Raw genomic sequence first — 12601 nt, 5'->3', positions numbered from 1 at the left:
CTCAGGAAAGCGCTTCGAGGGTGTCGTCGACGAGGAGGTACGAGGCGCTCGTAGTCAGTGAAGCGTTGTCGGCCTCGAAGTCGTCGGTGAGGTTTCGCCTGGTGACTTGGGCGGTCCACAAGAGTGCGTAGCCGGCGTCGGACAGGGTCTGGGCCAGCTCTCTGCGCATGACCAGAGCGCCGACGGTGGTGATGCCGGCGGTTGGGTCCAGCACGGCTGGGCCTGAAGGGTCTGTCCAGGTGAAGTCCTGACCGCGGTTCAGGTTCAGCACATTGAAGAGGAGTTGAGTGGGAACGTAGCCGGAGACGTTGTCGGTGTTGTCTCGGGTTGTTCCGGTGCCGGTGTAGTGGCTGTAAGGGAGTTCGACGGTGAACGGGAGCTCGTAGGGCTCGTTGGACTGGCCGCTGGCGAGGTCCCAGTCCGGCGAAGCCGGGTGGGTCGCGAGGAGGCGGTTGACGATGGTGGTGTGCTCAGGCATCCGGCCGCCGTCATAGTCCTGCCCCTCGGCCCACGCGCGAACGGCGGGAATGTCCCCGACGGCGACGAGATACGAGCGGAGTTGCATCGTCACGTTGACCGCCGGTACGCCGGACGCGGCGACCTCAGGCGGCAGTTCTTGGGTCCAGTTGTCATACCGAACGAGCGAGAGCCAGCGATCCCCATCGGGACCGGTCAGGCTGATCAGCTCCAGCGGATCCGGCAGACCGTCCATGACGGCCGCGACTGGCGCGAACCAGGTCGGCTGGTCGAGCGCGTCCCGACCCTCACGGACCAGCACGGTCGGATCGATGTCCCGGCCGATGACCTCGACAGCGGAGTGGAACGGAACCGCTTGGTTGTCCCACCGGACCTGAAGCCGAAGGTTGTCGGCGAGCCGGGCCAGGACGTCGTACAGGCCGATCCACTGATACTTCTTGCCGTACCGCTCGACTCCGCCGCGCCGATGACCGTCCAGCTCGGCGAACAGCTCAGGTGTCCACCCCAGCTGGAGAACCCGGGCGAGGATGAACCGCTCGGCCTCGCCGACCAGACTCGCCGGATCGTCGACCGCAAACTCGTCCAAGGCCGGTTCCAGGATGTGACGGCCGAAGTCGCCCGATTCCAACGAATCCCCGACCGACGAGTAGGGATCGCCCGGCGGCTCACCGAGCTCATCGACTGGCCATACAGCGCCGTACGGCGGTTGCCAGTCCGGGCCGGACCATCCACGCAGCCGAGCAGCGCCGGCGGTACGCCACAAATAGTCGCGGGTCATCAGGTGCACCGGCACCCCGTCCGCGACCAGCTCCGCCGCGCTGTCAGCAACTGTCGTGATCACCTCGGCCGACTCAGCTCGCAGCGCGATCGCACAAACAGCACCGGCCAGCCGCTCGACGACGTACGGATCGTTGCACCCGCGGAACCTCCGGACCGCATCGGCCACCGCGCGGGGATTCCGTTCGCCCAGAGACACAAGCGCCTTGGTAGCCCGGTCGCGGAGCCCGCGGACCGTTGACGTGAGCAACCATCCGATCACCAGCGCGGCCAGCCCGGCCACGTCGTCGGGCCTGTGCTCAGACTCCCGTACGTCGGGCCAGGCCCAGTCGAGCAACACCCTGACGACCTGGTCCGAGCCGTCGTCCACAAGCCACTCGGACCAGGACCGATCGCGATCCGGAAGTGCTAGATCCGACAGGACCCGATGGAGAAACTCGGCGTTCACCGCATGACCGGGAACACAGGCAACCCGAACCAGCGCAAGCCACACGTCTGCCGAGCCCAGCAACTCCTCGACCAGCGATGCAGTCCTGGCGGTCGTGTGCTCCGCCGACCGCAGCGTCAGGCTCTCGAGGAACGCGTCGACGATCTGCCGATCAACCGACCCGTCCCCGAACAGGTCGACAATCTCGATGCCGCGCGTTTCCGGCAGAATCACGCCAAGCGCCCCGAGTACGCCGTTCTCCCGCCAACTGGTCGTGGAATCCAGCGCTCGATACCAGCCCGCCAGGTCGGTCGACTCCGCCAACAACATCGCCCGCTGCACATCGCCCAGCCGTTGGTAGCTGAAGACGACCTTGTCCGCATGCGTCTCGAGCAGCACGCCTTCACGCAGCAAACCGACGAACAAACTCTGCGACCACGGGCGATTCGGTAACGCGGTGGAGGTTATCTCGACAACGTCCGCCCGTTCGTACGGTCCAGGACCGAGCTGCGCAAGCCGGCGTACGACGGATTGCACCAAGCGCGACGCCTTGTCGTAGTCGCAGCGCCCCGGTCGGGCCAGCCGTTCGTTCACTGCCTCGAGGAACGCATCGCAAACCGTCGTGAGCCCGGCCTTACCCAAGCTGTAGCGGTCGGGTCCGAGCGTGCTCAGCCCCTCGCAGGCCAGCTTCAGAAACAGCGGATTGCCGAACTCAGGATCCAGGACCGGGAGGGTGACCCGTTGGAGCCCGTACTCGGTCGTGTACCGGTCGACCGCCTCGGCAGTCGACTCCGCGAAGCCCACGTGCTCGACCTGCGGCAGCTCGGTCTCCCCCACCACCGCCGCGACGAACTCGGTCCGGCACGAGACCGCGAGTACGACGTTCGGATGCCGATCGACCGCACCCGCCAGGACGCGCAGCTCATCGGCCCATCGATCGGCCCGAGCACTTTCGTTGATCGCGTCGATCAGCAGCATGGCCGGATATCCAGCAGCTTCGCCGGCAGCATCCAGAACGCCGAGTACGTCGTCGAGCGAGCCGCCGATGCCCGCGAGTCTCCCGACCTGCGGGAGCAGCGTCGTGTCGTCGAAGTCCTGTCCCAGAAGCACGATCGTCGGACGACCGGCCTCGATCCGGCGTACTGCGACGTCGCAGAAGAGGTGGGTCTTCCCGACCCCGGCCCGTCCGGTCATCAGGAGCAGACCCCGATCGGCGGCGGCCGTATCCGTACTGCGGACCAGCGTCAGCGCACTCCGGATCGCGTCTGACCTGACCAGACTCACCGAGGTCGGCAAGGCGACCTCGAGCGCCGCCTCCGCGCCCTCGAGCTCATCCGAGATCCGCGGCAACCGCCCGACTCCTCGCGCTGCGGCCAGGAAGCCGTCGAGCGCGACCTCGGCCGCGATCAGTTGCCTGCGGCAATCATCCCGCGGCGCCCCGCGGGTACGCCGGAGCGCCGCCAGCACGACCTGGATGCGGCGCACATACGACTCGGATCGGCCCAGCGCGTCCAGGGCCCGGACCGCCTCCACCTCGACATGCAGCTGCGGCGTGTACCGGCGACCGACCTTGTTCACGACATCCGCGAGCCGATCCCGCTGCTCGTTCAGTGCGAGCACCGAGGCGCCGAACCAGTACCGAATCCGCCCGGCGTTCGCCACCCTGGTCAGCTCGGTCAGCAGCTCGCTCGCGCCGACGTAGACGATCTCGACGTTCCGATCGGCCTCCCAGACGGCCTTCTTCTCAAGCCATTTCGTGTACGCCGACTTCACCGGACGGCCACGACGCCGGGTGTCGCCGGCCGGCCGGTCGTACGGAAGCACGACGAAGTACCGCGTCAATCGAGGTTCGGTTGCCAGCGCACGACGAACCGAGCCGTCCACCTGCGCAAGCTCGCTGTCCCCCAACGCGAACAGGTACTTCGCCTGCCAAGCCCACACGTCACCACCCGGCAGGATCCCACTACCCTCGCGCCCACCGTCAGGATTCCCGAACCGCTGAAACGTAACGCCGTCAGGCCAATCGATCAGCCCAGGAATACCGTCCTTCACGATGAGCGAGGCAAGCTCCTCGAACCCAGCAGACCGAGCCGCCGGCGACCCGTAGGCCCGAATCTGCCGAAAGTCGATCTCCGCGTCTAGACGCCCCACAGGGCCAACTCAGCGGCTCGAGGAGCATTCCGTACGCCGGAAGCCGGATGGTCGAACGTCATCACCGGCCGGTCCACTGCGTCGTACGCCGGCCACCCCGGATCGCCGGTCGTGGCAAACGCAACCCACGCGGCGTGCATGCGATCAGCCAGCTCCTGCGGCGCAGCGCCGCCGTACAAGGGCGACTGGCGGCGGCGAGCGTGTCGAACATGAACCCGAGCTCGAGCGAGTGACACGCGCCGAGCCCCGGGAGCGGCGACTGCCACGCGAACTCGTACAGGTACACCGTCCCATGCTCGCGCTGAGCATTCGCCAGCCGAATCGTCGGGATCGTGAAGGTCGCGTCGGTCAGCACCGCCGCGAGGACGTCGCCGGCCGACTGGCCGGGCCGGTTCGCGCCGTACGCGGCGCCGAGACGCACCGGGATCCCCATCCCGACGAGTGCCCTCGGCAACGAGTCGTCGGTCAGCGCGGCCGCGAGACCGGACGGAACGGTGAAGAACCGGAACTCCTCACTCGTTGCCCCGGCCAACAATTCCACGCCCGCGGCGGCGCCGGCAGCGACCGCGTCGACCGGGATCTCGAAGATCAGCTCGTTGTCGATCACCGGCACGAACGGCATGATGCCGCCGCCCACACCGATCGTGGTCACACCCCATCGAGCCGGGTCGGGGTTGGCCCGCAACTCCATCGCGACCGCCCGCTGCGCAGCGAGCAGCTCTTCGATCGACACGGAGGCCAGGCCCGCGGCCGACCATTCGACGTCGAGTCGCCGCGCGACCTCGGCGGACACCGACCCGGCATCCTCGGCCAAGGCGGCCACCAACGGCGACCCGCTCTGCATGATCACCCGCCGGAACAGGCCTTTCGTCGCCGGCACCGACATCAATGTCGCGACGCTCATCCCACCGGCCGACTCACCGGCGATGGTCACCTGATCCGGGTCGCCGCCGAACGCGGCGATGTTCGACCGAACCCACTGCAGGGCCGCGACCTGATCGAGCAGACCGCGGTTGTTCGGTCCGCCGGGGATCACGCCGAACCCCTGGATCCCGAGCCGGTAGTTCACGCCGACGACCACGACTCCGTCGCGGGCGAACGCCGTACCGTCGTACTCCGGGACCGCGTTCGATCCGTTGCGGAACGAACCGCCGTGGAACCACACGAGCACGGGCAACCCGCTGCCGCCCGGGGTCCAAACGTTCACGTTCAGGAAGTCGTCGCCGGGGATCAACGGGTTCGTGAGGAGTCCGTCGTACGGCGGCTCGTACGGTGGCTGCGGCGCAGTGGGTCCGAGCTCGGTCGCGTCGCGCACGCCGTCCCAGCTGATCGGTGCGGGCGCTTGGAACGCCAGCTCCCCTATCGACGCCGCCGCGTACGGAATGCCGAGATAGGCGGTCACCCCGCCGTCCGTGCGTCCCCTGACCTGTCCGCCTGACGTCATCGCGATCGCATCCACGCACCCATCCTCACGTAATTCGGGCGATCGTGGCGGCGGCACCTTGATTCTTGACGAAGTGAATTAACTCGACGTAGCGTACCGGGCGCCCGTGGTCCCCCACCGAAAGGCGGCCTGCCCATGGCCACCGACCCCGCCCGCATCCTTCGTCGCGTCCTCGCGATCGCGACCGCCGTCCCCGTCGTCCTGGCGTCGACGCTCGTGTCGACCGGCTCCGCCCAGGCCAAGAGCGACTTCAGCATCAAGCCGTTCATGGGCTGGAGCAGCTGGAGTGTGCAGTCGTCCAGCAACCCCGCGTACGGCACCAAGTGGTTGACCGAGGCGAACGTGAAGTCCGCCGCCGACTCGATGGCCAAGAACCTGCGCCACTCCGGGTACGTCAACACCAACCTCGACGCCGGCTGGAACGCGAACTGGAACTGGGAGTTCCGCACCGACGCCAACGGCATCCCCGAGCCCGACCCGGAACGCTTCCCGAACGGGATCGCCAGCCTGGCCCGCTACGTCCACAGCAAGGGCCTCAAGATCGGCGTGTACGGCGGTGCCGGCCTGCAGACGGCGATCTACGACAAGAAGGCCCCGATCCTCGGGACCAACTGCACGACGCAGGACATCACGGTCTACCCGCTGACCAAGACGAACATGTGGGGCGGCGACTGGAAGATCGACTTCACCAAGCCCTGCGCGCAGGCGTACTTCAACTCGATCGCCAACCGGTTCGCGTCCTGGGGCGTCGACTTCGTCAAGGTCGACGGCGTCACGACCGACAACATCCCGGACGTCAAGGCGTGGTCGCAGGCGATCGACCAGAGCGGCCGCAAGATGTGGTTGACGGCCAGCGCCTGGCCGATCCCGCGCGACGCCGGCGAAGGCCTGCAACCGTGGGCGAACAGCGTCCGCGTCGACACCGACGTGGAGTGCTACTGCGACACCGTCTCCACCTGGACGAGCTCGGTCGACAACAGGTGGGAGGACCTGCCGAACTGGCTGAAGGTCGTCCGCCCGAACTACTGGCCGGACCTGGACTCGATGCCGATCAACAACAACACCGGTGTCGGCATCCAGGACGGGATCAACGACACCGAACGGCAGAGCGTGATGACGTTCTGGTCGATGGCGTCGTCGCCTCTCTACGTCGGTGGTGACCTGGCGAACATCGACAAGAAGGCGATCTCGATCCTCACCAATCCCGAGGTCGTGGCCGTCGACCAGGCCGGGGTGATCCCGGCGCAGGTGGCCGGCGGAACGCTGCAGATCTGGAAGAAGCGGCTGCCCGGTGGCCGGCTCGCCGTCGCCGTGTACAACCTCGGCGACACCCCGGCCGACATCACCGCCACCTGGCAGCAGCTGGGCCTGCACGGCAACCACTGGGTCCGTGACCTGGCGGCCCGCCAGAACCTCGGCCACACCAACAAGTCCTGGACCGCCAAGTCCGTCCCAGCCCACGGCTCGCGCCTGATCACCCTCTCCTGACCGACTGCACATTGCAGGGCAGCTATTCGCCCGCCGGGCGAATAGCTGCCTTGGCCTTGCGTGCTCTCGGCTTGCGGGCGACCGGCTGGGTGCCGTTGCTCTCGGGCTCAGGCTCGGCCGCGAACGGGATGAACGGCATGGTGAGCGGGAGCGCCGCCAGCCGCATCAGGAGGAGGACGTTGTCGTCACCGGCCGTCTTGTTGAGTCGCAGGCGACCGCAGTTGGTGCACCGATGGATGAGGACCCACCGGCCCTCACCGCGAACGGTGACCGCGATCGGCTCCATGCCGCCGGCGCAGTCGGCCTTGCGATCGCCGGGGACGTTGCGGTCGAGATGACGCGACCACAGACAACCAGGGCAGTGGTTGCGATGGGTAGTTCCAGGGGCGTCGAGGGAGACCTCTACGCCGCAATGCTCACAGCTGAACGAACGTGCGAATGCCAAACCAAAGAACCTTTCAGTACAAAGCAGCTGGACAGAACAAACATCAGACTCTCCTTCCGCTCCGCACCAGCTCCTCCGGCGCACCACCCCGAGCAAACCAACCCACCTCCCCTACCGTCAACCGATTAACCAGCGTTCCTAGACGCCCTGCGCGGTGTAGTGACCGCGGGCCGGTAGGGCTGTTTGGAGGCCTCGGCGGGAGGTGATCTGTAGCTTGGCGAAGACCTTGCGCAGGTGCCATTCGACGGTTCGGGCGCTGATGAAGAGCTCTTCGCCGATCTCGCCGTTGGTGCGTCCGTCGCGGGCTAGACGGGCGATGTGGAGCTCCTGTGCGGTGAGGTCGTCCGGTGCGTCGGGTTTGCGTCGGCGGACCGAGTCGCCGACGGCGAGCAGTTCCCTGCGCGCACGTTCGGCGAAGGCCTCGGCGCCCATCTCGGTGAACATGCTGTGTGCGGTTCGCAGTTGTGCTCGCGCGTCCAAGCGTCTTTCCACGCGACGCAGCCACTCGCCGTACAGCAGGTGTGATCGGGCGAGGTCCGGGCGCAGCGGCGTACGAGCAAACCTCTCGACTGCCTCCCGGTAGTAGCCGTCCGCCGTCATCGCGTTGCTGAGCAGCGCCCGCGAACGCGCCTCAAGACCCGCCGCCCAATCGGAACCGTCCACGGTGACCGCCGTCAGCCGTTCGAGCGCGTCGGCCGCGAGCTCGGGTTTGCCACAGCGCACCGCGGACTCGACCACCTCCGCGAAGCCCCACATCGTGAACGGAACGTAGTGCTCCTGCACACTGCGCTGCGCCGCGTGCAAGGCCGCCGTGTACCGGCCGAGCCCGTTGTTGAGGAGCGCGGTCCCGTAGAAGGTGCCCTGTTCGCCGAGCCCTTCGCCACGCGCGACCGCGTCCTCGCCGATCGCGGTGAGGAACCGGGTCGCCTCCTCGGGACGCCCACGGTAGGCGGCCAGAACGACAGCGCCGTACGACGTCCTGCTGGTCCCGGTCGCCTTCCTCAGCGCCTCCTCCTCGATCCCGAGGGAGGCGGCCAGCGCCAAGTCGCCGGACAGGGCCGCCATCAGCCGTTGGAGACTCAGCGCGGTCGCCAACGGCGGCAGTGCACCGGACGACCTGGCTGCCTCGGTCTGCCGGGCGCTCAACTTGGTCCAGGCCTCGTAGTCCCACAAAGTCAGCGCGGCCATCGAGGCGAGAATCCCCCAGTGGAACCACTGGTCCGCCGACAGTGGATCGCGCACGAATCCGTCCACGGCCCGACGCAACGCGGGTGCCGCAGCCGCAGGGCCGGTGGTGATGGACTCCGCCAGGCCTTCGAGGAGGTAGTCACCCGCCTGCAAACCCGAGGGTGGCGGAGGTGCCGCCCGCGCGGCCGTCACGACATCGATCAGCATTCCGCCGGGGCCCGCCAACGCGCCCGCCGCCACCGAAGCGCCTGCGGCATCGAGGTAAGTGTTCAGCGCCAGCCGGAGATCGAGTGGCACGAGCTTCTTGGCAGCCTGGACCAGTCGCGCCGGAGCGTCCCGGCCGGTATTCGCGACGCGGTCGACCTGACCGCGCAGCAAGTCCACCTGGGCGCTCTGCAGCTCATCGACCACGGATGCCTCGGCTTCGGCCAGCAGGCCGAGCGACTGGTCGATTGCGCCGGCGTGCAGGTGTGCATGGGCGGCTGCGATGATCCGATCTGCGCGAAGCTTCGAACTCGGGGTCAACACGGCTGACCGCTGCAGGAACACGGCCGCAGCCGCAAGCCCAGCACGATCCTGGGCTCGCGCCGCCGAACGTTCGAGCTCGGCGGCCAAGTCCTCGTCCGGACCCGTCGCCGCGGCCGCCAGATGCCACACCCGACGGTCCGGATCCTGCGCGGCATCGATCACCGAGGCGATCGCCAAGTGCGCCGCGCGTCGCTCCGCCGGCGAGGCGACCACTTGGACGGCGGACCGCACCAACGGATGCCGGAACCTCACCCGGGACCTGATGTCCAGCAACTGCTCCGCCTCGGCTGCCACCGCAGCATCACGGGTGATTCCGAGCGTTTGCGCCGCTCGCCACAACAACGTCGCGTCTCCGGTGGGATCGGTGGCCGCCAGGAGCATCAGTTGCCGGGTCGACTCCGGCAGGGCGAGCACCCGTCGTACGTAGAGATCTTGCGCCTGCCCTGGAGGCATGGCCGTTGGTGCGGCGGCGAAACCGCCGGCCAGCTCGGCGGCGCTCATCGCTCTCGGCAGCTCCAGCAGGCCCAATGGGTTTCCGCCGGTGTCGGCGATGATGCGGTCCCGGACCTGCTCGTCCAGGTGACCGGCAACGGTCGACGCGAGGAGCTCGCCGGCGTCGTCGTCGTTCAGCCCTTCGAGCGCCAGGGTCGGCATCCCCTCGAACAGCCGTACGCCGGGGCCCTCGCGGACCGCGAACACCAGCAGCACCGACTCGGCCATCAGCCGCCGGCCGACGAACGAGAGCACCTGGGAGCTGGCTTCGTCAAGCCACTGGGCATCGTCGATCAGACAGACCAACGGCCGCTTGGCGGCAACCTCGGCCAGTGAACTCAGGACGGCGAGACCCACCAGGAAGAGACCGGGAGTGCTGCCGTCGGCAAGGCCGAGGGCGACCTTGAGCGCCCGCTCCTGCGGCTCGGGCAGCGGCGGAATCTCCTCCAGCAGCGGGGCACACAGCTGATGCAGGGCCGCGAACGGCAACTCGACCTCGGACTCGACACCGGCGAGCTGCGCGACCTGGCAATCCGAGGCTTGGCTCATGCAGTACCGCAGCAGCGCGGTCTTCCCGATCCCGGCCTCACCCCTGAGAACCAGCACCGCGCTTTCGCCACTGCGCACAGCACCGAGCGCACGGTCGATCTGTTCGCGCTCGCGCGCACGCCCACGCAGGAGGCCGTCGTCACGCACGACGGCCTCCGCGGTGGGGCTGCTGGCTCATAGGTTGTGATTATCGGTGTTCGGCGGCCGCCTTGGTGAGGTCGTCGGCGTACCCGCGGGCGTCGAGGGCGTCGAGGACCGCGAGCCGGGCGTTGTCCGCGGCCCAGGAGGCCAGGTCGATGGCTGCCTCGGCATCCGACTCGGCCCAGTCGGCGTCGGTCGTGGCTGCGTCGGCATCCCGCTCCCGACGGCGTTGCGCCATCTTGGCCTTCAGGTCGGCGACCTTTCCGGACGCATCGGACTTGACCTCGGTCCACTTGCTGTCGACCTTCTTCGCGGCCTGGTCCAACCGCTGCTGGCCCTTCTGGGCCGCTGACTGCAGGTTCAGCTGGTTCTTGTCGATGCGGGCCTCGAGTTGTTCGTGGTCCTCGGTCGCGGCCTGACGGACCTCCGCGACGGTCTCGTCGACGCGCTTCTGGAGTTCTTCGAGCTGCTGGGTGTAGTTCATCGGTTTGCTCCTTGCTGGGGATGGGTGTGGATCAGGAAACGGCCTCGGCGGCGTGCCGGGTCGTGTGTTGCAGCTGGCGACCCTCGCGGGCGACGACGAGCATGCTGACGCCGTAGAAGATGCTGTAGAGGCCGAAGACGGTCGCCAGGGACAGCGCGCCGAGATCGGGCCGGACGAACAACGCAGCGGCGAGGGCGATCGAGACCAGGCCGCTCAGGATCAGCCAGGCACGGTCGCCGGCCCGACGGCCGCTGGTGAACACCATCGCGATCTCGACCAGCCCGGTGAACAGCGCCCACCAGCCCACGATCAGGGTCAGGACCGTTGCCGTCGGCCCTGGCCAGACCAGGGCAACGACTCCGGCCGCCAGCGACAGCACCGAGAGCAGCAGAAACCCGACGACCGAGCCGGCCCGAGCGCCGCTGAAGGCGCGGACCGCATCGAGAGCCGCCGCAATGAAGGCGTAGACCGCGAAGACGATGACGAAGGCGCCGACGGTGATATCGGGCCAGATGACGGAGACGAGGCCGACTGCGATCGCCAGCAGACCGCGCCAGATGAGCGCTCCCGTGAACGTCTTGGAGAAGGTTCCGATCAGACTGCCCTTCGTTGCGTCGTTCGTGTTCATGCTTGACCTCCCTGTTCCAGATGGTTCTGCGGTATCGGTTCGGCCAGGTCCTGGACGAGCAGGACCTGGGCCAGGGTCATGGCTTCGATCTCGGCCGGGTCGACGCTCTCGTCGGAGGCGTGGATACGAGCCTTGGCGGTGTCTTCGGCGCCCCAGAGGATGAACTCGGCCTGCGGAGCAGCCTGGTGCAAAGAACTCAGGAGCGGGATCGAGCCGCCCGATCCGGCCTCCCCTGCCGGCGATCCGTAGGCGTCGGCCAGTGCCCGGCGAGCTGCGGCGTACCCCGGTCCGTCGGTCGCGGCGCGGAAGGCTGCAGCCGCCTTGGTGCGTTCCACCGTGACCCTGGCGCCCCACGGCGCATGCGATTCGAGATGTCGTACCAGGGCGTCCAGCTCGGCGTTCGGGTCGGACCCAGGCACGATCCGCATCGACAGTTTGGCTCTGACTTCGGGGATCAGGACGTTGGACGACCCGTCGACCGAGGTCATGTCGACGCCGATCGCGTTGATCGACGGCTTCGACCACAACCGCGAACCGATCGTCCCCGTCCCGATCACACCGACCCCGTCGACGAGGTCGGCACCGGCGCGCAGGTCCGCCTCGGAGAAGTCCAGGCCCTCCCAATCGAACCGGGACACCCCTTCGATCGCGACGTTCCCGTCGGCGTCGTGGAGGCTGGCCAGCAGTTGGGCCAGCGCCATCATGGCGTCCGGGACGGGTCCGCCGAAGACGCCCGAGTGGAGGGAGTGCTCGAGGGTCCGGACCGTCACCACACAGGCCACGTCGCCGCGCAGGGTGGTGGTCAGGGTCGGCTCCCCCACCTTCAGGTTGCCCATGTCGGCCACCACGAAGACATCGCACTGGAACAGCTCGGGGTGTGCCTCGACGAAGGCCTCGAGATTCGAGTTCGTCTCCTCCATCCCCTCCACGATCAGCTTGACGTGACAGGGCGGCGTACCGTCGAAGGCCCTCATCGTGCCGGCATGGATCACCAGGCCGGACTTGTCGTCGGCGATCCCCCGCCCGTAGATCCGTCCGTCGGCCTTGCGCGTCGGAGTCCACGGGTCCGAGGCCCAGTTCTGTTCGGGCGGAGCAGGCTGTACGTCGTAATGCGCGTACAGCAGCACCGTTGGTGAGCCTTCGGGACCGGGCACCGTCGCATAGATCGGCGGGTAGCCGTCGGGAACGTCCTGCAGTTCCGCGTTCTCGAACCCGGCCTCGCGCAACACGCTGCGCGTCTTCTCCGCCATCTGGTGGACCGGCTCCGGCGGGTAGCCGGGGAACGCGATCGACGGCAGCTTGGTGAGTTCCTCGAGCTCGGCGAGCAGGTCCGGCATCAGCTTGGCGACCTTGGCCCGCGCTTCGTCGCGATTCATGAGTGA

The 12601-nt window shown here is 67.9% G+C and carries 8 protein-coding genes; 1 reads left to right on the top strand and 7 read right to left on the bottom strand.

The window, feature by feature from the left end:
• Position 1: 1 nt before the first annotated feature.
• Together ACWF4Z_RS01930 and ACWF4Z_RS01925 are read right to left on the bottom strand one after the other, a co-directional pair.
• Positions 2-3832, bottom strand: coding sequence for a hypothetical protein (locus ACWF4Z_RS01930; protein ID WP_452241020.1), 3831 nt, complete (start codon positions 3830-3832; stop codon positions 2-4).
• Between the two features lie 61 nt (positions 3833-3893).
• On the bottom strand, positions 3894-5291 hold the full coding sequence (locus tag ACWF4Z_RS01925) for a carboxylesterase/lipase family protein (protein ID WP_452241019.1): 1398 nt from the start codon (positions 5289-5291) through the stop codon (positions 3894-3896).
• 120 nt (positions 5292-5411) lie between these two features.
• Here ACWF4Z_RS01925 and ACWF4Z_RS01920 point away from each other — a divergent pair, with 120 nt between their 5' ends.
• The gene (locus ACWF4Z_RS01920) at positions 5412-6764 is read left to right on the top strand and encodes a glycoside hydrolase family 27 protein (RefSeq protein WP_452241018.1); all 1353 of its coding nucleotides are present in this window, start codon (positions 5412-5414) and stop codon (positions 6762-6764) included.
• Between the two features lie 22 nt (positions 6765-6786).
• Here the strand turns inward: ACWF4Z_RS01920 and ACWF4Z_RS01915 are convergent, their stop codons facing one another.
• The 5 genes from ACWF4Z_RS01915 to ACWF4Z_RS01895 all read right to left on the bottom strand — a co-directional run bounded on the left by ACWF4Z_RS01915 (position 6787) and on the right by ACWF4Z_RS01895 (position 12595).
• Positions 6787-7209 carry an RNHCP domain-containing protein gene (locus ACWF4Z_RS01915; RefSeq protein WP_452241017.1) on the bottom strand — a complete coding sequence of 141 codons (423 nt, stop codon included), beginning with the start codon at positions 7207-7209 and terminating at the stop codon, positions 6787-6789.
• Between the two features lie 138 nt (positions 7210-7347).
• Positions 7348-10113 carry a helix-turn-helix transcriptional regulator gene (locus ACWF4Z_RS01910; RefSeq protein ID WP_452241016.1) on the bottom strand — a complete coding sequence of 922 codons (2766 nt, stop codon included), beginning with the start codon at positions 10111-10113 and terminating at the stop codon, positions 7348-7350.
• A gap of 40 nt (positions 10114-10153) precedes the next feature.
• Positions 10154-10591 carry a hypothetical protein gene (locus tag ACWF4Z_RS01905; RefSeq protein ID WP_452241015.1) on the bottom strand — a complete coding sequence of 146 codons (438 nt, stop codon included), beginning with the start codon at positions 10589-10591 and terminating at the stop codon, positions 10154-10156.
• A 31-nt stretch (positions 10592-10622) separates the two neighbouring features.
• Positions 10623-11219: an HdeD family acid-resistance protein gene (locus ACWF4Z_RS01900; RefSeq protein WP_452241014.1), complete on the bottom strand. Its 597-nt coding sequence runs from the start codon at positions 11217-11219 to the stop codon at positions 10623-10625.
• On the bottom strand, positions 11216-12595 hold the full coding sequence (locus ACWF4Z_RS01895) for a M20/M25/M40 family metallo-hydrolase (RefSeq protein ID WP_452241013.1): 1380 nt from the start codon (positions 12593-12595) through the stop codon (positions 11216-11218). The genes ACWF4Z_RS01900 and ACWF4Z_RS01895 overlap by 4 nt, the downstream gene beginning before the upstream one ends.
• Positions 12596-12601: the final 6 nt, after the last annotated feature.

This window comes from Kribbella sp. NPDC055071 (assembly GCF_053608045.1).
The sequence above is the reverse complement of the archived record's forward strand: the minus strand, read 5'-3'. Positions and strand labels throughout refer to the sequence as shown.

Bases quoted from the DNA above. Each gene is read 5' to 3' on its own strand.
- ACWF4Z_RS01900 (WP_452241014.1), bottom strand. From the start codon at position 11,219: ATGAACACGAACGACGCAACGAAGGGCAGTCTGATCGGAACCTTCTCC.
- ACWF4Z_RS01920 (WP_452241018.1), top strand. From the start codon at position 5,412: ATGGCCACCGACCCCGCCCGCATCCTTCGTCGCGTCCTCGCGATCGCG.
- ACWF4Z_RS01905 (WP_452241015.1), bottom strand. From the start codon at position 10,591: ATGAACTACACCCAGCAGCTCGAAGAACTCCAGAAGCGCGTCGACGAG.
- ACWF4Z_RS01895 (WP_452241013.1), bottom strand. From the start codon at position 12,595: ATGAATCGCGACGAAGCGCGGGCCAAGGTCGCCAAGCTGATGCCGGAC.